Below are 24,364 nucleotides of genomic sequence, written 5' to 3'. Positions count from 1 at the left end.
TATCTTCTTCTCCCAGCGCAGATAACTTCGTCTGGTGTAAGATTAATAATCTTCCGCTTGTAAGATTAATAATCTTGCAGCCTGAAGATTATTAATCTTACAGCGGATGGCTCTATATGTGTGTCTGCCGCAGCACATTTCTGATGCTGCATAAAGTATAAGAACCTGATAGAATATTAGTTCCTATGTTTGTAATGTGCTAGCAAAATAGCATAAAGCCAAGAGAATTATTAAATTTGTAAATGAAAGAAATAACTTAATACCCCCATGACTTTATGCGTAAACAAAGTAACACATTAAATTTTGAAGGACAAAATATTTATGTAGGAATTGATGTGCATCTGAAGAGTTGGACAGTAAGGGTTTCTTAGGGCACAGGCATGTGATATTCGAAAACGCAGACGCCTGTATCGGATGTAATAAATGTATAAAGACCTGTCTTCAAGGTGTTTTCTTCAAACCGGATGCATCGGTTTCTTGTACGATGAATATGGGGATGGCATTCCGCATAGAGCGGTTGTTGCCATTAGCATTCGTGGCATCTGCCGTTACGGGCATCGGGCTGCACATTGCCGGGCATGGTACCAGTCATGAAACGTGGCACAATTGGGGAGTAGCCCATGTGGTGGCATCTTTCATCTGGCTCTTATCGGTAATGGCTCATGTGAGGCGGCATAAGCATTGGTATAAAACTCTTGTTTCAAAGAGAGTTACGTGCAAACGCCTGATAACCTTTTTCCTGTCCATAGCCTTTTTGATTGTGGCAGTTACGGGCATCTTGCTGGTAGCTTATGTGGAAGGACCAGGCTCTTCCATAGGATTGTGGCATTACAAACCCGGCATATTGTTATGGGTGCTTTCCCTGATTCATGCTCTTTATCGGAAATAGTGGGAAATATTCGTTTCATGCCGAACCACTGGATGGTTGGTAATGTTTAAAGGGAGATTCAAGAAATATCCGGTTGACGTATTCTAGATACTCTAGATACTCTAGTGGCATTCCGTTACAATATTTATAGGATTTGCTTTCATATATTAAAACAATTTTGTAATATTGCAACAATTTTAGCGAATGAAACACCTTTAAACAATACAAGAAAGTATGAGACGAACGACATTTTATCGCTACCGTTTCTTCCTGACTTTGGCAGCTATTTGGCTGCTCACTCTTGAAGGAATGGCACAAGGTGCGTATAACCGTACCATTCACGGTATCGTGACCGATGAAAATAACGAACCGCTTCCTGCGGCATACGTTAAACAGGTAGTTGAGGCAGAAGGCAATTCCATTGCCGGCATCATCACAGACATGAACGGTCATTTCAGTCTGACACTTCCCAAATCAACACAAGAAATCGAGGTTTCCTTTGTAGGCTACGAAACCCAGCGGGTTCGCCTGACGGCAGCAGTTGATTATGCCATTCACCTCCAGCCTGCTACCGAACTGCTGGACGAAGTGGTAGTGACGGGTTATCAGACCATTTCGAAGGAGCGGGCAACAGGAGCTTTCTCGAAAGTAAATGCCGATCAGCTGGAAACCCAACGCATACCGGACATCAGTTCGATGCTGGAAGGACGGGTGGCCGGATTCAGCGACGGGCAAATCCGTGGAGTCACTTCCATGAACGGACTGACTACTCCTTTGTATGTCATCGATGGTTTCCCTGTAGAGAAGACTACCAATGATGGTTACGGCAACTGGATAGAAAGCGTGCCCGACATGAATCCTGAAGACATTGAAAGTATTACCGTACTGAAGGATGCAGCCGCCACTTCCATTTACGGAGCACGTGCGGCAAACGGCGTTGTGGTTATTACTACCAAGCGTGCCAAGAAAGACCAGCTCAACATTTCATTCTCTGCCACACTTACCGTACAGCCTTATTCTACCTATGCCGACAAGTATCTTGCTGATGCTGCCACTATGATAGGACTGGAAAGAGAATGGGCAGCACAGAATCCTAATTTGCAGGGAGAAGGGGCTTCTGCTTATGCGCAAAGCCTGTTGGATGACAATACCTACACATCGCAAGGAATCCGCGCCCTGTTAGGGTATTATGCCGGAACACTGTCCGAAGCCGATATGAACGCGCGCCTGACATCACTGGCATCGCGCGGTTATCGTTATTACGATGATATAGAACGCTACGGCATGCGCAATCCTTTTACGCAACAATACAACCTGAGTATCGGTAAAGGAAGCGAGCGGAACACCTTCAATGCCTCGGTCAGCTATCAGGGACAACAGATGAGCGACAAGTTTTCGGATAACCGCTCCATTGGCATCAACCTGCAAAATTCGACCCAAATCACTAAATGGCTGACCTTGGAAGTGGGCACTTACCTGAACTACGGAAGCGGGACTACCCAGAGTTACGACCTCTTCTCGCCCGGCTATACGTTCATGCCTTACGACGGATTGATGAACGATGACGGCACGCGGTATACCAACCGGCAAGAAGACCGTTACAACGCATCACAAATGAGTACGCTGGTTTCCAACGGGCTGTACAACCTTGATATTACGCCATTGGACGAAACTGGAATGAATCTGACAGACCATCGTAATTTCAGCAATCGTACTTTCGCTCGCCTGAGTTTTAAGTTTACCGACTGGCTGAAATATACGGCTTCGTTCCAATATGAATATGCGAATTATACGACCGAACAACTCCAGAACAAGGAATCATACAGCGTGCGCAACACCATTAATACATACGCATCGGCAAACGGTGATGGTACGGCTACGTTCAATATCCCTTACGGCAATATCTTCTTTACCTCGGGAAATGTAACCCATGCCTATAACTTCCGCCAGCAGCTGGATTTCGACAAGACATTCGGCGGCATACATGAGGTAACGGCACTTTTCGGAACCGAGACGCGCGAAAACAAGAATAACTTCGACAACCGTACCTTATATAATTACGACCCCGACCTGCTGACGTATTCACTCATCGACCAAGCTGCGCTCAGCACCATGGGAAGCATTTGGGGATGGGGCAGTTTCGGAACTGGGAATGTAGCATACATCAATGAACTGACCAACCGTTATGTGTCATTTTATGGTAATGCGGCATATACGTACGACGGAAAATATACCGTGACCGGCAGCATCCGTTGGGATAAAACAAATCTGTTTGCAACTGGTTCGAAATATCAAAAGCGTCCCATCTGGTCAGTCGGTGCGGCGTGGAATGTCAACCGTGAGAAATTCATGCACGATATTGATTGGATAAACATGCTTAAATTACGCTTCAGTTATGGTATCGGGGGTAATATCGCCAAAGATTCGGCTCCTTATATGACTGCTTATTATAACAATAATATGCATGTGGGCGGAATTTCCGGAACCATACAAAGTCGCCCTAATCCTGATTTGCGTTGGGAAAAAACAACCACTACCAATATCGGTATTGATTTTTCTCTTTTGAAAAACCGTCTGAACGGTTCTATCGAATATTACAATAAGAAAGGTTCCGATTTGCTTGCCAATACAAACGGTGTGCCTACCGAAGGTTGGGGGTATAGCACCTATACCATTAACAACGGTAAGATGACCAACCAAGGATTCGAACTTTCGCTTTCAGGCACCGCTATCAGCACGCGAGATTGGACATGGGACATCGGCGGCGTATTGGGATACAACAAGAATAAAGTGACATACGTCAACGTAGAAGCACCTGTTTCTTACTTGGTTATTGATTATCCTTCTGCTTATCCGCGTGTGGGGAATCCTTACAATGCCATTTATGGATATCAATGGGCGGGATTGAGCGCTACCGGTACTCCGCAAGTATATGATGCAGAGGGAAACCTGTTTACTGATATGGAACCGACTGAAATAGAAGATCTCATTTATTTGGGAACCACAGTACCTGTTTACAGTGGTGCTATCAATACTACATTGCGTTGGCGCAACTGGGAATTGGCTGCACAGTTCCTTTTCGAGGGAGGACATAAGATGCGCAATACCAATGTGGCTTATCTCTCCGGTATGGGTCCCGTAAGCAAGCGCATTGCTGACCGCTGGCAACAACCCGGTGACGAAGCACATACGGATGTGCCACGTTATATCTCTTCGGAAAGTACTCTTTACAATTACAATTACTATAATATGTACGCCCGTTCTTCGGTTAACGTTATTGATGCCAGCAATTGGAGGATGAAGAACCTTTCGCTGACTTATCGTCTGCCAAGCAGTGTATGCGACAAATTGTATGTGAAGAACGCACGCATCATGATAGGTATGGAAAACGCGTTTACCGTAGCCAAAAGTGATGATGCCAAATACTTGCTGGGTGGCTATGCCAAGCCGAATTACCTCTGTGGTATTTACCTGAACTTTTAACTAAAATGATTACAGATTTATGAAACACGTCATTTACATCTATATGCTTGTATGCGGGCTGGTTTTCAGCTCCTGCAACGATTATCTGGATATTGTGCCAAAAGGCAATAAAATTCCGTCTACTCTTGCCGATTATGAAGCTCTGTTGCGTGATGAGTATGCTATCGGACAGACTTCCATCAGCAATGCCCTTTATTTGCTGAATGACTATTACGTAACGGTCTCTAACCTGAATAGTCCCACCCTGACCCGTGCTAACTATATGTGGGATGAGACTGCTGATCGTATCTTGTTGAACAATGCCGATGAAAGTACATATTATCAGCTTTATGCTGCTATCTCTTCGTGCAACCTGATTGTAGAAAACGTGCCTTCTGCCACCGAAGCCACTGATGCCGAACGTGCCGAAGTCATCGCTTATGCCAAAGTTATCCGTTCCCTTTGTTATTTCGTATTGGCAAACTATTATGCCGATACGTATGATGCGGCAACCGCCGGCGAAAAGCTGAGCGTACCCCTCATCACAAGTGCCAATATCAATGCTCCTTCGCAGCAAGTGACCATACAAGCTATATACGACTTCATCATCCAAGGAGTGCAGGAAGCAATTGACGGTGGATTGCCCGAACAATCGATGACCGTGCTTCATCCCAATCTGGGCGCCGCATACGCCCTGCTGGCACGTGTATATTTGCAGATGCAGAATTACAGCGAAGCATTAAGCTATGCCAACTTAGCTCTTGGACAAAATGACCAGCTTTACGACTGGAACGCTTATTACGATGAACATCGTTCCACGATTGAGAATCCGGAAGACTATACCGGACTACCCACACCTACCGATTACTCGTATGTGGAGAACTATTATTTCCGTTGCGGAAACGGTTCGCCAAACTACACGACCAATGAACTCAATATACCGGTAGAGCGTGCCGAACGTTTTGAAGAGGGAGATGCACGTTTCTTATCCCGTTGGAAACTTTATTCGCAAAACCAAGACACGTACTACCGTGGAGTAGGAAACGGTTATTTCAACTGGGGAGGACTGACCACTACAGAAGTTTATCTTATCAAGGCAGAATGCCAGGCACGTCTGGCACAAGGAGGAGATTTCACAGAAGCGATGAACACCCTGAACGCTGTGCGCCAAACCCGTATCCGTCCCGAAGTATACCAGCCGCTGACTGCCTCGACATTAACCGAAGCTATCGAACTGATTCGCCGTACCAAAGACAATGAACTGATATTCTCCATTGTACCCTTTGCCGATGCACGCCGCTTCAACCAAGAAGGTACGTATGCACGCACCATGACGAAAACCTACGAAGGTGAAACTTATACGCTTCGTCCGGATTCTCATCTGTGGACAATGCCTTTCCCGGCAGGTGCTATTAACAATCCCGGAAACGGAAGCATTCAACAAAACGTGTCTAAATAAAAATACATAAAACAACAAGTATGAAAGTAACAAACTTAATGCAAATCTTGCTGCTGGGAACCCTTACGGCAGCTTGTACATCCCAAGCCCCTAAAGACGGTTATCTGATAAGTGGAACGATTGAAGGACTTCCAGACAGTGCCTACGTGCAACTCATGCCAGTATGTCACGAAGAAAGTGACCCGATAGCCGACACTCTGGCAATCGGAGGCAAATTCACCTTTATCGGGAAAATGGAAGAACCCCGCGCCGTATTACTTACCGTAAAAGACGCCTACGGCTCGCGCCGCCTGATGCTGGAAAATACAGCTATCGAAATCAAAGGTGCGGTTGTATCGGAAGATGTGAATGGAACTCCCTCGTATAGTCTCGACAAGTTATCTGTAAGTGGGTCTCCCCTGACAGCCCGTTACGATTCGCTGATGGCGGTACGCGGTCGTATGGATTCTCTATTCAATGCCAACCAGCAAGAACATAAAGCTCTCCTCGATGCTATACAAGAAGCCTATCAGGCAAAAGACCAGGCAAAAGTGGCAGAGTTGCGTGCAAGCGAGGCCGGTAAGCAAATGGCAGAAGATGAAATGCGTTTCTTCCAGACCGTAGATTCTGTTTATCGCCAAACGGTAATGGAAAACAAGGACACTTACTGGGGACCGTTGCTGATGATTTCGCTCACTTCTTACATGAACGAAGGCATGCGCTCGTGGTACGAAGAACTCTCACCTGCCGCACAAGCCTCTTATTATGGAAAACTGGTGAAAGACGAACTTTACCCGACTGGTAAAATTGGTGATAAGATGCCTGAATTTATGGTAAAAGATGCATCGGGAAAAGAAATCACTCTCCAAGAACTCTGCCAAGGAAAGAAATACATCCTGATTGACTTTTGGGCATCGTGGTGTAAACCGTGCCGCAAGGAAATTCCTAATATCAAAAAACTTTATGCACAGTACGCTTCTGAAGGTTTTGAGGTAATTAGTATTTCCATTGATAAGAAAAAAACCGATTGGGAAAAAGCTGTAAAAGAAGAACAGTTGAAATGGCCTAACTTCTTGGATGAAACCGGAGTGGCAAAGCTTTACAAGGTAAGAGCTGTTCCGACCATGTATCTGATAGATGCCGAAGGTCGGATGGTCGGTGATAATCTGAGAGGAGAAGCGTTGGCAGAAAAACTGGCTGATTTATTCGATTGACTTTGAATTCATTATGTCAATATGCAGTTACGGAAATGCAATGGATTTTTTCAGATGCATTTCCGTGATTGTTTTATATACAGCCTCTGGTAAGTTGAGATAATGCATGCATATATCTGCGTGAGGATGTGTAATATGGCTTACGCTTTCATCAACTTGTATGGTATAAGTTTCTGGCTACTGTTTAGCATAAAGATAAACCTGATCCAGCAGTATGCCTTCGTCTATCGCATGTACCGTCAATCGGTGTGAAGTGGATTTGCCGAGAGGAAAAGTGATGCGTCGCACAGCTTGGTTGGAAAGGATGTTTTGCTTCCATTCTTCGCTTCTTCCATACGTGCGGTACGAAATGATGTCCGACGGCTGACCGTCTACTTCTACCCGGATGCGCAGGTCTTTTCCATTGATGGGATGAGTGGGCAGGAAGCGGAGTTCCACCTCTACTGAATCGGCACGGCAATTCTCGAAGCTGAAGGATACAGCCTCACCTTGGCGGATGCCTGCTGCTTTGCCCTCGTAGCCCAAGTGTTCCCACATCACGGGATTACCTTCAGCGGCTTCCAGTGCGTTCCATTTATAAAGGTACGGGCGGTCGGGCTTCAGTGATTCCGCAGTATGCGTTTCGGGAATGGGCAGAAATACCGCTAAGTTGCGCGGCTTGTAGTCCATAATGCCTTTCCACTTCGGCGTATTGTAGTGGCGGGTAAGGGAAACGATGCTGTCGAATGCTGCTGTGCTTTGCTTCCAGTCTGCTTTGCCGTGACGTGCCAGTTGGGCATAGAGGCATTTCTTGTTCATTTGGGAAGCTCCCTGAATGGGGTATTGTACTAGCTGGTAATACGTAGCCTGTTTGGTTTCAGGCATGAGTCTGCCCCATATAGCAACTTTGTCTTCCAGTTCCTGATAGGCGGCAAGCCGTGTGTGGATAAACGATTCGCTCCACGGCAGATCACTTACTATTTTGTACTGTGGGTCTTTCTCCTCAGTGCGTGTGCCTCCCATGAATTCCGGCTTGCGGATATGGGCAAGGCGATAGTGCTCTTGCATCATCGGAAGCAGGTAGGCGGATGCCTGCGTACCGAACTCGCGGGCAAGAAAGTTTTGCAGATGTCGGGTTACTCCTTCCTGTTCTATCTGGTTTATATTCCAAGCCATGTCCATAAACAATTCTATCTGATATTCGGCAGGTTTGATATCTCCTACATTTAGAATCCACATCTTACGGATGCCGCGGTCGTAGGCGGTCTTCATCTGTTGGTAGATGAGATATGGGCTGAGGGTGGATAGCCACAAATAGTCGTGTGGGCGCCCCCAGTAAGATATGTGGTAATAGATACCGTTGCCGCCCGGGCGTGCCGCTTCTTCTGCGGTAGGGAAATGGGTGATATATCCGTAATTGTCATCGCACCACATCAGAGTCACGTCTTCGGGTACTTCCAGCCCTGCATTGTACACATCGAGTACTTCTTTATACGGTATCAATACTTGTGGCACGCGGGTTACATCGCCTTTGTATTTCGCCAGCAGTGCCCGCTGGTCTTTCAATATGTCGGTCAGTGCCCGCTTCTGTTCGTCTACGGTCTTGGCACCTAACATTCCGCTATCGTGTATGCCACGCATGCCTAACGTATAGATGTCATCTGATTGGCGGAGCAATTTTACCCGTTCTTCCCAAAAGGCTAGCACGTTTTCGCGATTGGTCAGGTAATTGTAGTCGCCTTTGCCCACGCGTCGCCATTCACCGTTGGTATTGCGCATCATTGGTTCGCAATGTGAAGTGCCGAGGTAGATGGCGTAACGGTCTGCTATTTCTTTGTTGCCTTCGGTAAAGAAGAAAGGTACCGAACATTCGTGCATTGCCGGCCAAAAGGTATTGGCACGCAGGCGTAAGAGCAGTTCGAAAATGCGTGCATGGGTTTTCGGACCGATTTGTCCCTTTATATTCGAAGGTTCGTGGTTGGTGTAGCTCCAAGGCATCAGTCCCCAGTCTTCATCGTTGATGAAGATGCCCCGGTAGGGTACCGTCGGATAGTCCAGCTTGCAGAAGCCTGCTTCGATGCGCCATTCCGTTTTTTTCTCCGGTGTAGCGTCTGCCCACCATTCCCAAGGCGATACGCCCAGCATACGTGAGAGTTCTAAGATGCCATATGCTGTACCTCGTTTGTCACTACCAGCTACCAGTAGTTTTCCGTTTTTTAATACTTTAATGAAAAAAGCCTCCGGATGTCCGTTCAGGCAAGAAAGGTCTATCCCTTCTCTTTTTGCCACTTTTTCCAGAAGTGTACTCTTTCCTTGCGTTCCTATATAGATATCCCCTTCGGTTTCCATAACCGAGAAGGGTTGCGAAAGTACGGCTTCGCAATCCCGTTTCAGTAAGTCCAATGCAACCTGCACTACGGGTTCTTCACCTGATGCACAAGCCACATTCATCGTGCTACCTGTTTTCCATACAAAGTCTGTTGCTCCCAAAGCGCAAGAGGCAAGCCAACAGCACACAACAGTTAACCATAGTTTTCCCATAATTTCTTTATTGATGTTTTCTGCAAAGGAAAGGCATTTTCCAATATCCGTACATGGATTATTGTGTCTTTTTACTGGGAATTTGTGCATTATTGATGTTTGGTCTTTATTGCAGCACGTTTTTTCGGGAACTTGTTGAGGATAATGCGGTATGAACAAAAAACAGGAATGAGTGTTATGTTGTTTATAGGATGAATTGCTTCTATGATAAGTATGTTATTTTGCTATTTTTTACTGTATTATGAGACGATTTTTGTTTGGCTTATGTCTTATATCTTGTTTGCATGTCAGGGCACAGGAAGAGAAACAACAGGTTTGGGGATGCGATTTGTATGCATCGTTTGACAATTACGGATGCTGGAGTGTGGAACCATCCGTCACATTCCGTCCTGTTTGTTATGCGGGGGTGTCGGTGGGTATATTTTATAGTAGGCCATTTGTCGCAGATTATTCATTCAACGGGGTTACGTCTGATAACCGTTTGCGATGGAGTGTGGAAGATGTGGAAAGCATCGGAGAAATATTTGCCTTTCGCTCTTCTCTCAGCCTGTTTACACCTCCTGTGCTTTTGGGCAGTGATAAAGAGTATGCACTTTATCTTACGGTATCGCCTGGTGCTACCGTTCCTTTTGTTGCAGATCGAAGGGTAGTCATTGATTATTATCCTAATCAAGCTGGAGCTTGGACTGCCATTCATCAGGAATCGATAAAAAATAGAGGGGCACGTAAAGTGTTTTGGCATATACGTACAGCACTGACTTTGGAAGTTGATGAACATCTGGTTTTTTTGCTGGCTTATACGTGTTCCGATTTTGATCCTTATGCTTCTTTCCGTAATTTGGTATGGGAAGGCAGGTGTTTCGAGGCAAAGAAGCACAGATTGTCGCATATGGTTTCGATTGGAATAGGTATCCGTTTCTGAAGTTTATATACATTAGACAGGCTTGCATCTCTGTATGGTAGATTATGGTATGGATGTTCTTTAGATTAGTCCAATAAGGATGCGCAAAATGAATATATACTTACTTTGCCGTTGCAGTTATCTTCGTAGGCTGTAGCAGTTATCTGAAATTGCTTATGAATATATCTTCGTTTTGCAGACATGTTAAATAGAAGGGGTGTTCATAAATTGTTGAAAAAGCAAAGTGATGACATTGTTTTTTTTGTCCCGTCTGAACAAAAAGCGGTTATCGGTTGTTGTATTGCTGGTGCCGGAAAAGAGTTCCGGCCGTTTGTAATTGATTGACTATTTATTTAATCAACCAACTGACAAGATGAAAAAAAGTTTTTGGATTACGTTCTTATGCAGTCTGATGCTGACGGCTTGTAGCCGGGAAGAATGGATGAAACCTCCAGGAGGGGAGGGAAGCAAGGCAGTCTTTGTCTTGCAATGTGCCGATTATGAAGGTGAAGATGTTCCGTCACGCCTTGTTACAAGCAAGGGCAGGACATACGACCGTGTTGTTTTTTATGTAGCGGACGAGGCAGGGCGTGTAGTGACCAACCTGAAAGGATTTTATGATTATGCAGCTTCAGAAATACACCTTGAAGGTTTGCAGGAAGGAGATTATACCTTGCTGGTATTGGGTATCCGGGGGGATGCCGGCCAAGATGGGGTTTCTATCCGCGAACTGAATAATGTATCCGAGCCTTGGCTGATATTTCCTGCTCAATTGTCGAAACCGCTGGAAGCGGATTATTTCTATTCACGTACTTCTTTTTCTGTTTCCCGGAAACCGGGGGTAGACGGAGCCGAGATTATTGTTTCGGCACCCGGGCAGATTGTGCAACGGCGGATAGCCGGCAGGGTGGACTTTTCGTTTGCTTTTCGCAATCCTTACGTGCGTACCGCGGTCGTACACAAGGAAGTGGTATGGGATGCAGTGTCTTTTTATACGACTCTTTCGGGCGACGGTTCGCTTTCGGACGAGGTGGATATGCAGCCTGCGGTCTGGCCGCTGGATTCGGTAGCTTCTTTTTGCTTGCCTCCAGCTTCCGGTGAAGTGCCTCTGCAGGGAACGGTCACGGTATTGACACGCGATTATCGGAAAAATCAGATAGAGCGGACGTATGATTTTACCGTCGATTCGTTGGTTTCAAACCGTATTTATCGGGTGCATACTCCGGTTGTACATCCCGATGATAAGGCAGGAGTGATGTTTGTTACTCCAATGGCGTATGAAGAAGGCGGGCACGCGAAAATCTTGCAAGATGAAGAGCGGAAAGAAATCTATACGGATACCCGCCAGCGTTCGTTTGACACTTCTCAGCCTTTACAGGTAGAGATAACCGATGACGGGCGTTTGCACATGCGCTTTTATTCACCGCGTGATTTGAGTGATGTGCTGGTGCGTGTCCGTTTTCCTTCGGTGAGCGATGAATACATTGACTTGGCTTACTTTGATACGGTACCGGCTTTTGCCGATTTTTACGGTCAGATTCCGCTTTTCACTTCAGAATGTATGTATCGTACCGTTTCGGGGAAATGGATAAAAGTGCCTCCGCAACCGTTGACGGCTGCCCTTGATGCCAGTTACGAAGTGATTTCGGGCGATGCTTATTGGGAAAAGCTGCAAGCTATCCGTCACGGTTGGAAGGTGACTTTCAACCTGTATGGAGGTGATCCCGACCAGCCTAATGGCGGACCGGCAGGAAACTGGATGGGAATCCGTCCGGTGCATTGCCGTGAAGTGGTGGCGTTTTTCCTTAATTTCACCTATATGATTGATATGCAAGAACACGAGGATATCTTGCGTGCCAACGAGGACCGTCTTTACGGAAATGGAGGAGTAACCGACAAGGTAAGTGCTGAAACCGTATTGAAACAGATGCGCCAGCCTCGTTCATTGCGGGTAGGATTGGTCTATACGGGAAATGGAGTGCTCGGGTTGGGCGGAGGCGATGTGTTTGGGGCGTATCAGGGTGCTTGGCTCAGCCATTATACCGATACGTATGCCTGCGAGGTGATGTTTCACGAACTGGGGCACGTTATGGGGTATAGCCACGATAGTGCGTTTACTTACGGGCCGTGGGCACAGGAGCTGATGAATCAGTTTTATGTAGACCATTTGTATTTGATGCCTATTGATTCGCCTGATTATCTGAAAAGCAAACAGAGTCCGGCTCTTTATAAATAATGAGTAGTTTAAAATGTAAGGAGTTATGAAGAAAAAGAGAATCATATTATATGCATTGGGAGGCCTGTTGCTTGCAGGATGTACCCGGGAAACGATGTCGGTCCCTTCGGTGTCGGAAGGAGAAATCATTGCCCGTGTGTCGGTGGATGATTTGGAAGGGAATGGGATAGAGCAGGATGCACGTATCCTGACGATACAAGGATATCGGTTTGAAGGGGAGGTGCTGAAAGAAATCATTACTTCATTCCGTGTGGGAGAAGACGGCAGCTATATCTTTCATCCCCAAAGGGCGGAAGGAGAAATCTGCCTGCTTGCCAATGCCGGAAAGGTAAGGAATTTGCAGGAGGTGTTGCCTGATGTAACAACCAAATCAGAGTTTCTGAAACTAAGTGCCGATAAAGATGAATTGGCATCCGAAGAAGGTGGTCTGGCAATGAGCGGATGGATGGACCCGAACGGGGTTTCGTCGGGGAAAAGCGAAGTATCGCTGAGGCGTAGCGTGTCGCGGATAGACCTTTCTTCTTTTGATAAAGGAGTAAAGGTACACCGTGTTACGGTTTCCCATATTTACCGGCAAGGTTATTTGAATGGTCAGGAATCGGTAGAAACACCAGATGGTGCCTCTACGTATGATTTTCGGAAAGAATATGTAGCTTTTGAGAATGGTAGTGAATGCTTGTTTTATTTGCCCGAACAGACAAATAACAAGTTGCAGGTGGAAATACTGGCTTCGTTTGATGGAGCGCAGCATCGGTTGGAAACTTCTTTGCCTGCCGCAATCCGGCGCAATGTGGTTTATACACTCTCGGTTTATGGAAGAGGGGGAAACCTGTCGGTATCGGTGACCGAAGACAATTGGCAAGCTGGTGGTGAGACAGAGTCCGGCCTTCAATTGAATGGGCTGGTCGATGTGGATGCTTCCCGCTTGTCGGAAGGTGTCCGTGTCAACCTTTCGAGAGATACGGTATTCATTCCTTATACACGTTCCGATTCACATCTGGTATTGCTGGGAGAATCCGGGGCGGATGTAGAAATAGAAGGGCAGGTAGACGGGGTTGTTGTACAACGGGTGGCAGGCAGGGGGCTGCAACCAATAGCCGACATATCTGTTTCGACCAGTATGCGGATGCCCGGAACAAAAGAGGAATATATATACTTGGAGGTATATCGGCAAAACGTGTATGCGGGCAGAGTCGTTTTGGTGGTCGAACCCAGTCCCATCCGACTGGAAGGACAAATCAAGCTGAACGAGCAAGGGATATGCGATTTCGACCGTTATGTTGAGGGTGAATTGGGGCGTTTGACTCTTCCTGCCGGCAAGATAGCCGGTATGGAGTTTGATTCTGGCACTTCCCGTTGGATAAAGCTGACGCCCGACGGAGAAACTTACCGCATCGTAGGCGGATGGAAACCGAACGACCCTCAGGCGGACGGACGTGTGCAGGAAGGCAGGTTGGTCATATCTGATGCAGATGGAAAGAACCGGGAAGTATATGTGATACGCCGGCGAAACTGGGGGCTTCCGGTGGTGAACATCAACGGTACGTGGTGGTGTAAATACAATTTGCGCGGAAATGTGAAAACATTCAGCGACCAGATATTGGCCGGTACAGATCCGGCAAAGGAAATAGACTTGGCAACTTATTTGAGCACGTGCGACGAAAACGAACTGTTGCATTTGCTGGGATATCAGTATCAGGCAGGTTATCCCGACGGATATCCGTTGAAGCACAACGAAACGGCTTTTTATTATGAAGGTATGCGAAACTCTGCTGAAAATTTCGGTCTGTTATCTTCCGAAGAAATGGCTCCTGAAGGATATCAGATACCTGATTACGATGATTATGCCTTTTTTACCCGGAATACGGATTTCAATTTGGGCGGACAGGGAACGCATACGTACCGGAACGCGGCAGGGCAGGAGCTGACGGTCACGATAACCGAACGGGAAGTATCGTTCGAAGGGCATCTGTATGGAGTAATTGCCTTTTATGAGTTTCAGTACGAAGGTGCCCGCTGGGTACTTTGTGGGTTGGGACATCAATGGAACACCACTCCTGGAAGCATTGCCCGGATGTCGTTGTTGCTTGCCACGCATGGGCATTCTTCGAACACGTGGGTAATGGAAGGATATGCGCATACAGAAAAACCGGGTGAGAACTGGTTGAAGTATGTGCCGCAGAACAATACAAAAACACGTACGATACGTTGCATAAAGAAACCGGTGGAATATATATATGAATAAATGAATGTTGAACAAATGATTATCAAAAACAAAAAGTGTATGAGAAAAATGACAAACGCGAAAACAGTATGGATGGGAAGTTTATTGTTTGGTATGTTCGGAACAATGGCTTGTGCCGATTCTGAGCATCCCGGTAATGAAGAAACGGCTGTAAGGCCTGTTGTCAAAGCCAGAGTAGCAGGTTATGACCAGCTGGCTGACACTGTAGACGGTGAAGACAAGGTAGAGCATATACAGGCTTGTCAGTTTATCGGAGGAACATTGGCTAAGGTGTATGACGACTTGGCTTTCGATGGTTCCGCTTTCAATTTACAGTTGACCGATTATGAAGGGGCGCTGTATGTGATAGCCAATACCGAAGGAATGATTGATTTGAACGCATTGCACGACCGGCGTATCACCGAAGACGAATGGAAACAGACCGTGCTGAACTTGAAGGAAGGGAAGGAAGTGCACTTCTTTAGCGGCAGTTTGAGTCTGGATAGCTTTGACAAGTCGCAGACCGAGCTACCCTTGTCGATGAAACGAGGAATGGCACGCTTTGACATTGACCTGCAAACGGCAGGTACGGCATCTGTCGAAAGTCTGATATTGAAGAATGTGGCACGTTCGGTTTATCTGTTTGCCAATCCGGATGCCCATTCGCCCACAGGAGTAGAGCGCAAGGATACAACGGTCGTATTCTCCCGGCCGCTTACGGCAAATACTCCTGGTGTATTGTACGTGTACGAGCAGGCAAATGAAGGGCTGGAGGTAAGTGTTACCGCAGTGATTGACGGCGAGCGGAAGACACTGACCAAGGTTTTATCGGAACCTGTGATACGCAATACAGTCAATAAGATTATCGTGCGTAAAGACTATATCAGTGTGAATCTGAATGTGAGCTTCGATGAATGGGAGCCAGGCAATGATACGGAACTGGAAGCGAAACATGCTTCTTAAACGTTTAAGGCATGTTTATGAAAACAAGGTTATATACAATCGGTTTGCTCTGTAGCCTGCTGTTTATCTCTTCCTGTTCCGACAGATGGGAACAGGAGGAAACTGTTTCCTCCGGGACAGCGGAACTATGTATCAGCAGATCTTCGTTTCAGGTGGCTGGAAAGCCGTCTCCGCTTTCTGGAGAAGACGAGATAACATCGCTTAGGGCATACCGTTTCGAAGAAGGCGTTTTGCAGAAAGTGTATGAGCCGTTATCGGTCGGGGGAGATGATTATCGTCTGCCGCTCGACCGGCTTTCGGGTACACTTTATGTAATAGCAAATGAAGAACCTGCGTGTGAAGAAGGAACGACAAAAGAAACAGATTGGTTGCAAACTGTACTGACAGCTGACCAGCACCGGATATCGAATTATTTTACCGGAAAAGCAGACTTGTCAGGCAAGATGGGAAAGGCTGTTTCAATACCGTTGGCTTTAACGCGTGGAGTAGCCCGTTTCGATTTCCGGATAGAAGTACCGGAAGGGACGGTATCGGTGAAGCGTTTTGCGGTGAAACAAGTGGCACGGCAGGCTTATCTTTTTCCGGGAGATACAGTGCGTTCGCCCGAAGGGACAGCCAAGGAAGACTGCATCATCAGTACGCCGGATGCGCCCCTGACACGCGATTCGTTAGGAATACTGTATGTGTACGAACAGGCTAATCCGGATTTGTCGGTGAGTCTGGAAGCAGAAATAAATGGCAAGGTGTATGCTTTCGAACAGCCGTTGCCGTCAGATATCTGGCGCAATACGGTATATGCCATCGTATTGCGGAAAGACGTTCTGCAGGTTGATGCACAACTGACGGTGGAAGCTTGGGGAGAGGGAGATAGTACGGCAGCATATCCCGACCTGATTGCCCCTCCGCAAGTAGATGCCGCGGCGTCAGAATTGCCTGCCGGAGTAGAAGTCGCTGCGGAGAAAAATGGCGTGAATCTGCCATACGGACCTGTAGAAATGGTACTGGCAGTAGCGTGTGACGATGAATTGGAATTGCTCCCGGTAGATGCTTCGGCATCGTTGGAAGTGGAGCCGCTTGCCGGTCAGGGGCTGTTTGAGGGCAGACAGCGGTTCCGTATCCGCAAGCCGCTTTTCCCTCCCGAACAGCCACCTGTCGAAACCGCTCTTCACTTTCGCCGTAAAGGAATGCAGTACGTGTATCCTGAAGATGTAATCACGCTGAGGCTTGCCGGGAACCCCAGCCGGCTTTCGGGAAAATTACAGTATGCCGTCGGGACGTATGCCTTCGATTTCGACCGTTATATAGATAATGAGCTGGGTGTATTTACGTTGCCTGCAGAGAAAGAATTGACGGTGGAATACGAGGCGGGCGAAGATGCGTGGATAAAGCTTGACCCTGTTTCTGTAAGAAGCGGAGAAGGTGCGTATCGGGTGCTGGCAGGCTGGCGGCCGAATGACGTTACGGCAAACGGGCGCAAGCAGTCGGCTACGCTGGTCATCCGCAACCGTGCCGATGGCTCGCAGCGCGAGGAATATACCGTGTCTCGCCGCAACTATGGATTGCCAGTGACGTGGATGCACGGCATCTGGTGGTGCAAGTACAATGCCCGTGGTGATTCCCGCTCGTTTGAAGACCAGGTGCTTTCGTCCGATGATCCGGCGCGCCGCGCAGGCCAGACCGTTTTCGAGTACTTGGGAGCGTGCCCGCCCGAAGCGTTTTTTGATTTGTGGAAATGGGCATATCAAGGTGACAGCGGCACAGGGTTGCAGGTAATAGACAAAAACGGTACGGCGGCATTGGATGGCTACAATCACCAGGTGTCCGTGCATATCAACCGGCTGCCTGCCGATGCGCTTGCCCCCGAAGGTTACGAACTTCCGTCGATGGAAGATTTCAACCGCATCTTTGACGCAACCGATTATGTATGGGTGATGTGGAACGGCACGCACACGCTGCGCACTCCGTGGGAAGGGCACAGCCAGGTGAAGCGGTTGCAGAAGCGGAGAAACGATGTGACGGTAGGCAATGTAGCCTTGCCCAGCCTGATTCTCATCGAGATGTGGAGCCCCGATTTCCCCGAGCATGAACCGGTTACGTGGTATGGCGTGGCGTCGCAGTGGAACGACAGCGAGGGCGTCTTTCATAACGGGCATTACAACAATATACTCTTTGGCGTACATTCGCCCGAAGGTTCGGGCTGGTTTATTCCCGGTAAAAACGATGCGCTTTATTTGCATAAGAACGGCGGCGCAGCCAAGGACACGCGCGTGCTGCGTTTTCGCAAGTCGGAGGTGGAGTATGTGTATTGAATACCTTACTTGATTTTGATAAAGAAATTAGGTAAGAGCATATAGGTTCATCTGGTGTAAGATTATTAATCTTCAGGCTGCAAGATTATTAATCTTACAAGCGGAAGATTATTAATCTTACACCAGACGAAGTTATCTGAAGGGAAACTTATATAATGAAGTACAAGTGCACAGGTATCTTCTTCAAGTAAAAGCCTTATCTTTGTAACCGTGAGTTTAGAGCTTACCGCATTGTGCATATTGCTTTTCTTGTAAAGTGAAATAAAATTCTCAAATGCTTCCGGCTTTATCTTTTTTCGGTAAAATCATGTATCTTTGCAAGCGGTTAATTAATTGTAATAGAAGATGGCAACAATCAGGAAAAAACATATCGTTCTTTTGTGCTTGGCTTTGGCCTGCGTTGCAGGTTTGACTTTATTCTTCTCCAAACCGGCGAAAAGCGGTCGTGCTGGCATGTCATTGGCTGATGTCCTGACCGACAGCATTTCTCGAATCGTATCAGCCTGTCCGGGTGAGGTCGGGGTGGCTCTTATTGTCAACAACTCCGATACCGTTACCGTCAATAACAAAAGCATTTATCCGATGATGAGCGTGTTCAAGCTTCATCAGGCATTGGCTATTTGCAACCGGTTTGACCAAGACGGATTGTCTCTTGATACTTCATTGACTGTCCGGCGGGAAGACCTTGACCCTAAGACATGGAGTCCCATGCTGAAGGAGCATCGGGAGCCATTGATTACTTTGCCGGTCAGGGATTTGTTGCGTTATACGCTCATTCAAAGTGACAATAACGCGAGCAATCTCCTGTTTGAGCGCTTGGTAAGTGTTGCTGAAACAGATAGCTTTATCGCTACGCTCATTCCCCGTTCGAGTTTCCGGATAGCTTATACAGAATCGGAGATGGCGGCAGACCATGCGAAAGCCTATGCCAACTGTACATCTCCGCTTGGAGCGGCGATGCTGATTCACAGGCTGTTTACGGATGCTCTTGTAAGCCGTGAGAAGCAAGACTTCATCATGAAATCTTTGGGTGAATGTACTACCGGGAAAGACCGTATCGCAGCCCCTCTCCTTGGAAAGGAAGGGATATCTATTGCCCATAAGACCGGTTCCGGTTATACCGAAAACGGAGTCCTTGCAGCCCATAATGATGTTGCCTACATTTGTTTGCCCAACGGTGTAAATTATGCGCTGGCTGTATTTATCAAAGATTTTAAGGGCAATGAGTCACAGGCTTCCCAAGTTGCGGCACGTATATCAGCAGCCGTGTATTCGTTATTAGCGTAAGTGTTTGAATATTTTCGAGGGCATTTATAGCACAATGACTTGCGACACTCCCAAACACGGGCGTACGTGTCGTGCAACGTAATCGCTTGACGTGCCCGGTAGGACCGTTCGTCTCAGCCTGTATGGGCGTTCGCGTTTGTTCTTCGTCAGATAGCCCGCTATCTTCTCATCACACAAGCAGAAATGCCTCAAAAACTCATCTCGAATCATCGCACGATAAATTACAGCTTCTAAGTCAAAATAAGAACAAGCCCCCGGAAACACAAGAGAAAGCGGTTTTCGGGGGCTTTGTATTCAGAGAATATTATTCTGGATAATTCAGGTTGGCGTCCGTCAGCTTCTCCAGCACCTCGTCAAGGAACTTTTGGGCTTCCCATCGTGCCATCGGAAGATTCATCATCAGGTAGTTGCCGCAATCTTTGGGACTGGCTCCCGGCACGTCACCTTCGAAAGTGGCGATAAAGCGGAAAGTCTCTTTCATCAGTCCGACGATATCGGTGGACTGAAGGTCGCCTTTCACAACCAGATAGTTGCCCGTAAGGCATCCCATCGGTCCCCAATAGATAATCTTGTCTGCCCATGTGGGATGATTGCGCAGGAACGTGGCGGCAAGATGTTCTATCGTGTGAATAGCCGAAGGGCTGAGGCACGGCTCGCGGTTGGGTTCTTTCATGCGGATATCGAATGTAGTGACGGTTTCGTCTCCCACCGCGTCTTTGCGTGATACGTAGATGCCACGCAGCAGGCGGATATGGTCTACGGTAAAGCTGGGTATCTTTTTCATATCTGTAGGGTTTTAAAGTTTGTTCGGTAATGCTTTCAGGAAGGTTTCGGTCACACGGAACGAGTTATCGGCTATTTCGCCCCAGAAGTTCTTGTATTGTTCCAAGTGTTTGTCCGCTCCCGGCGTATCGCTGATGATACGGAAACTGATGAAAGGCACGCGGTAGAGATGGCATACTTGGGCAATGGCAGCCGATTCCATATCGACCGCAAGTCCTTCGGGAAAGTTCTGCTTGATGGCATTCAGTTCCGTGCGGTCGGTGATGAACTTATCGCCCGTGCAAATCAGTCCGCCGTGAATCGGCGTTTCGGTATCGAGCGAGAGTGCACAATTATATAAGGTGTCATCACCCCGGAAGAAAGTGGGGAAACCCTGTACTTGTCCGTAGGCATTTCCTTCGCCGCACCACACGTCGTGGTACACGATTTGGCGGCTTACCACTACATCCATTACATTCAGTTCGCTGTCAATGCCTCCCGCCACTCCGGTGCTGATAATGCAGTCGGGCTGGAAATTGCGGATGAGCTCTACCGTTCCGGCGGCTGCATTTACTTTTCCGATGCCACATTGCATCAGGATGTGCGTGTTGTTCTTTACCATTCCTTCGATGTAAGAGAAAGGTCCCTCACGATGTTCCGTTTTATTGTCCAGTTGGTTTGCCAGTTGCTTCTGCTCGGAAGACATGGCGGTGATGATTCCTATTTTCATAAATGATTTTATTTTACGCCGCAAAGTTAGCATTTTCAAGGAGTATTGTGTTATCTTTGCCCCCATTAAAACTCAAAAACTTATATCGTATGAATGAATTAAAGAAACTTCTTCCGGATGTGGCGGCGGTTGTGCTTTTCATAGCGATTTCGTTTGCTTACTTCTATCCGGCGGTGTTCGAGGGGCGCATCTTGGCGCAACATGATGCGGTGGCGGGTATCGGAGCCGGACGCGAACATCAGGAATATCATCAGAAACATGGAAAGGTGACCCGTTGGACGAACTCGCTGTTCAGCGGAATGCCTACATATCAGCTGGCTCCGGGATATGATTCGATCCGTACGCTGAACACGGTGCAAGACCTGTATCATTTGTATTTGCCCACGTATGTATGGTACGTGTTTGTGATGTTGTTGGGATTTTACATCCTGCTTCGTGCGTTTAATTTCAAAGTCTGGATGGCGGCATTGGGAGCGATTCTGTGGGCGTTCTCCTCGTATTTCTTCATCATCATAGCCGCCGGACATATCTGGAAATTCGTCACGCTTGCCTACATACCGCCTACCATTGCGGGAATGGTGCTGGCATATCGCGGCAAGTATTGGGCAGGAGGTATCGTCACCGCGCTTTTCGCCGCACTTCAGATAGTGTCGAACCACTTGCAGATGACGTATTACTTCCTCTTCGTGATGCTCTTTATGGCAATCGCGTTCGGCGTGAAGGCATGGAAGGAAAAGGCTTTCCCCCGCTTCCTGAAGGCAACGGGCGTGCTGGCGTTGGCGGGTGTGCTGGCGGTATGCATCAACCTGTCGAACCTTTATCACACCTACCAATACAGTAAGGAGAGCATGCGTGGCAAGAGCGAGCTGGTGAAGCCGCAGTCTGCCGACCAGACCGGAAGCGGGCTGGAGCGCAGTTACATTACGCAATGGAGCTACGGCATCGGCGAAACCTTCTCGCTGCTCGTGCCGAACGTGAAAGGCGGAGCCTCCGTACCCTTGGCGCAGAACGAGCGGGCGATGAGCAAAGCCAATCCGGTGTATTCAGGCCTGTACAGCCAGTTGGGGCAATATTGGGGCGAACAGCCGGGCACGTCGGGACCAGTCTATGTAGGCGCTTTTGTGATGTTTCTTTTTGTATTGGGCTGCTTCGTTGTAAAGGGACCGATGAAGTGGGCGTTGCTGGGCGGAACCGTATTCTCTGTCCTGCTTTCGTGGGGAAAGAACTTTATGGGGCTGACCGATTTCTTCATCGACTATGTGCCGATGTACAATAAGTTCCGTGCCGTTTCGTCTATCCTCGTCATAGCCGAATTCACCATACCTTTATTGGCGATGCTGGCGCTGAAACAGATAGTGGAGCATCCCGAACTGCTGCGCGAAAAGGCAAAAGCGTTCTTCGTCAGTCTGGGGCTTACGGGAGGCTTGTCGCTATTGTTTGCCATCGCGCCCCGCGTATTCTTCCCTTCGTATGTATCGACGATGGAAATGAACGCGTTGCAGAACGCGCTTCCCGCCGAACATCTGGCGCCTGTCCTGATGAACCTGGAAGAAATGCGTGTCAGCATCTTTACCGCCGACGCCTGGCGCAGCTTCTGTGTCATTCTGGCGGGTGTGGCACTGCTGTTGATGTATGTGCGCGGGAAACTGAAATCCACTGCCCTCATCTTTTCGCTGGCGGCTCTCTGCCTGCTCGATATGTGGACGGTGAACAAGCGTTATCTGTACGACGCGCAGTTTGTGGCGAAAGGCACCGAGATGAAACCTTTCGCGCAGCCTTCGGAGACCGATAAGGCGATTCTGAAGGATACCACGTATTATCGGGTGCTGAACCTATCGACCAATACCTTCAATGAAAACGAGACTTCTTATTGGCACAAAAGCATCGGGGGATATCACGCCGCCAAGCTCCGCCGCTATCAGGAGCTTATTGAAGCGTACATCCAGGGCGAAATGGGTAATCTCTTTTCTGAACTTCCTCAGACGGGAGGTGACATGTCGGCGCTCGACCCCGATCGCATACGTATCTTGAATATGCTGAACGCGAAATATTTCATCTTCCCCTTGCAGGGCGGAGGCACGATGCCCGTGCAGAACCCATACGCAATGGGCAACGCCTGGTTTGTAGACGATGTGCGTTATGTGGGCAATGCCAATGAAGAGCTGGACAGCCTTGCAGTAGTTGACTTACGCAAGACAGCCGTAGTTAATCTTCAGTTTGCTGAGCAAGTAAAAGCTCCTTCACAAGCATCGGTTGCCGATTCGACACGCAGCATTACGTTCAAGCATTACGAACCGAACGAACTGACGTACGAAATCAGTTCACAAGCCGGAGGTACGGTGGTGTTCTCCGAAATCTATTATCCCGAATGGCAGGCTTTTGTGGATGGAGAGGAAGTTCCCGTAGGCAGAGCCGACTACGTGCTCCGTGCCATCAATGTCCCTGCCGGGAAGCATACCGTCCGTTTGCTTTTCGAGCCGAAATCGGTTACTATTACTGAAACTATTGCCTACTGTGCGCTGGGCATCCTGCTCGCAGGTGCCATTGTGCTGGTTGTGCTCCGCCTGCGGAGGCGCGGGTGATTCTCACCACAGATTCACGCAGATTATTTTTATTTTATCTGCGTGAATCTGCGCCAATCTGCGTTTCAAGAGAAATAACTTAAAAAATCTGTGTAATCTGTGGTGAAAAATATCATTTATTTCTTATACAGCAGGCGCAGCGCGAACTTGAGGTGGAGCAGGATGGTCTGTACATAGCCGTAGTGGCGGCACATGATGCGGAAGCGCTCGGTGAGGGAGGCGCGGTGATTGCGCGTGGTCATACCTTCGTTGAGGTAGTCGATGAGCGTGAGGCGCGTGTTATGCAGCACGGCGCTTTGCTTCATCACGCGGATGCACCAGTCGAAGTCGGCGGAGAAGCGGTAGCGGAGGTCATAGGGCACGGCATGGTCGCGGCGGGCGAAGAAAGCCTGGTGGCAGACGAGCATCCCTTGGCGGAAACTGTGCCATGTAAGGTTCTCAGGCGGTTCGAGGCGGCGCATTCGCAGAAAATGCCCTTCTTCATCGACGATGGCAGTACGCCCGTAAATGACATCGGGCAGTCCGGCCAATCCCGTAAGGCTGTGGACGATAAGCTGGAGGGTGTCATCTTCGTGCAGCTCGTCGCCGGCATTGAGGAAACACACGTAGTCGCCCGTAGCGAGGCGGATGCCTTTGTTCATCGCATCGTATAGTCCGCGGTCGGGTTCGCTCACTACGGTATGGATGTGCTTGCGGTAGCGTCCGATGATTTCCATTGTGCGGTCGGTAGAGGCTCCGTCAACGATGATGTATTCGATGTTCTTGTACGTCTGGGTGATGACACTCTGCAAGGTGTCTTCGATGACGGCGGCGGCGTTGTAGGTCACCGTGATGATGGAGAATTTGGGATGAAAGTGTGTCAGCATAG

Annotated in this window: 16 protein-coding genes; 11 read left to right on the top strand and 5 right to left on the bottom strand. The window is 48.1% G+C overall.

Features of this window, described 5'->3' with window-relative positions:
- The first annotated feature begins 382 nt into the window (after positions 1-382).
- From H9625_RS00275 to H9625_RS00260, 4 genes are all read left to right on the top strand, one after another.
- Positions 383-889 carry a hypothetical protein gene (locus H9625_RS00275; protein WP_191762691.1) on the top strand — a complete coding sequence of 169 codons (507 nt, stop codon included), beginning with the start codon at positions 383-385 and terminating at the stop codon, positions 887-889.
- A 213-nt stretch (positions 890-1,102) separates the two neighbouring features.
- Entirely contained in the window at positions 1,103-4,351 is a 3,249-nt protein-coding gene (locus H9625_RS00270) for a SusC/RagA family TonB-linked outer membrane protein (RefSeq protein ID WP_191762690.1), read from the top strand.
- Positions 4,352-4,370: 19 nt separating this feature from the next.
- Positions 4,371-5,789 (top strand): RagB/SusD family nutrient uptake outer membrane protein, encoded by a 1,419-nt coding sequence (locus H9625_RS00265; protein ID WP_087248381.1) that lies wholly within the window; start codon positions 4,371-4,373, stop codon positions 5,787-5,789.
- Positions 5,790-5,809: 20 nt separating this feature from the next.
- A complete protein-coding gene (locus H9625_RS00260) occupies positions 5,810-6,982 on the top strand; it encodes a TlpA disulfide reductase family protein (protein WP_087248379.1) in 1,173 nt (390 codons plus the stop codon).
- A 177-nt stretch (positions 6,983-7,159) separates the two neighbouring features.
- Here H9625_RS00260 and H9625_RS00255 read toward each other — a convergent pair whose 3' ends face one another.
- Complete coding sequence (locus H9625_RS00255; protein ID WP_191762689.1) at positions 7,160-9,502, bottom strand: glycosyl hydrolase 115 family protein; 2,343 nt, start codon at positions 9,500-9,502, stop codon at positions 7,160-7,162.
- Between the two features lie 241 nt (positions 9,503-9,743).
- Between H9625_RS00255 and H9625_RS00250 the strand changes: the two genes are divergently transcribed.
- The 6 genes from H9625_RS00250 (at position 9,744) to bla (ending at position 19,422) form a co-directional block, all read left to right on the top strand.
- On the top strand, positions 9,744-10,424 hold the full coding sequence (locus tag H9625_RS00250) for a hypothetical protein (protein WP_191762688.1): 681 nt from the start codon (positions 9,744-9,746) through the stop codon (positions 10,422-10,424).
- A gap of 352 nt (positions 10,425-10,776) precedes the next feature.
- Entirely contained in the window at positions 10,777-12,639 is a 1,863-nt protein-coding gene (locus H9625_RS00245) for a hypothetical protein (protein ID WP_191762687.1), read from the top strand.
- A 25-nt stretch (positions 12,640-12,664) separates the two neighbouring features.
- Positions 12,665-14,884: a hypothetical protein gene (locus H9625_RS00240; protein WP_191762686.1), complete on the top strand. Its 2,220-nt coding sequence runs from the start codon at positions 12,665-12,667 to the stop codon at positions 14,882-14,884.
- A 39-nt stretch (positions 14,885-14,923) separates the two neighbouring features.
- A complete protein-coding gene (locus H9625_RS00235) occupies positions 14,924-15,826 on the top strand; it encodes a hypothetical protein (protein ID WP_191762685.1) in 903 nt (300 codons plus the stop codon).
- 17 nt (positions 15,827-15,843) lie between these two features.
- Positions 15,844-18,135 carry a hypothetical protein gene (locus H9625_RS00230; protein ID WP_191762684.1) on the top strand — a complete coding sequence of 764 codons (2,292 nt, stop codon included), beginning with the start codon at positions 15,844-15,846 and terminating at the stop codon, positions 18,133-18,135.
- 345 nt (positions 18,136-18,480) lie between these two features.
- Positions 18,481-19,422, top strand: coding sequence for a class A beta-lactamase, subclass A2 (gene bla / locus H9625_RS00225; RefSeq protein WP_087207987.1), 942 nt, complete (start codon positions 18,481-18,483; stop codon positions 19,420-19,422).
- Between the two features lie 24 nt (positions 19,423-19,446).
- On the opposite strand, the gene H9625_RS00220 is transcribed toward bla, so the two are convergent.
- The 3 genes from H9625_RS00220 to H9625_RS00210 all read right to left on the bottom strand — a co-directional run bounded on the left by H9625_RS00220 (position 19,447) and on the right by H9625_RS00210 (position 20,914).
- The gene (locus tag H9625_RS00220) at positions 19,447-19,632 is read right to left on the bottom strand and encodes a hypothetical protein (protein WP_140406872.1); all 186 of its coding nucleotides are present in this window, start codon (positions 19,630-19,632) and stop codon (positions 19,447-19,449) included.
- Between the two features lie 94 nt (positions 19,633-19,726).
- The gene (locus H9625_RS00215) at positions 19,727-20,206 is read right to left on the bottom strand and encodes an S-ribosylhomocysteine lyase (RefSeq protein ID WP_087395386.1); all 480 of its coding nucleotides are present in this window, start codon (positions 20,204-20,206) and stop codon (positions 19,727-19,729) included.
- Positions 20,207-20,218: 12 nt separating this feature from the next.
- Positions 20,219-20,914 carry a 5'-methylthioadenosine/adenosylhomocysteine nucleosidase gene (locus H9625_RS00210; RefSeq protein WP_191762683.1) on the bottom strand — a complete coding sequence of 232 codons (696 nt, stop codon included), beginning with the start codon at positions 20,912-20,914 and terminating at the stop codon, positions 20,219-20,221.
- An 89-nt stretch (positions 20,915-21,003) separates the two neighbouring features.
- Here H9625_RS00210 and H9625_RS00205 point away from each other — a divergent pair, with 89 nt between their 5' ends.
- A complete protein-coding gene (locus H9625_RS00205; protein ID WP_191762682.1) occupies positions 21,004-23,496 on the top strand; it encodes a YfhO family protein in 2,493 nt (830 codons plus the stop codon).
- Between the two features lie 116 nt (positions 23,497-23,612).
- Here the strand turns inward: H9625_RS00205 and H9625_RS00200 are convergent, their stop codons facing one another.
- Positions 23,613-24,362: a glycosyltransferase family 2 protein gene (locus tag H9625_RS00200; RefSeq protein ID WP_191762681.1), complete on the bottom strand. Its 750-nt coding sequence runs from the start codon at positions 24,360-24,362 to the stop codon at positions 23,613-23,615.
- Between the last annotated feature and the right edge of the window lie 2 nt (positions 24,363-24,364).

Source organism: Phocaeicola intestinalis, assembly GCF_014837065.1.
GTDB classification, from domain to species: domain Bacteria; phylum Bacteroidota; class Bacteroidia; order Bacteroidales; family Bacteroidaceae; genus Phocaeicola; species Phocaeicola intestinalis.
Note: the sequence above shows the minus strand (reverse complement) of the source record. Positions and strands in the feature narration are given on the sequence as shown.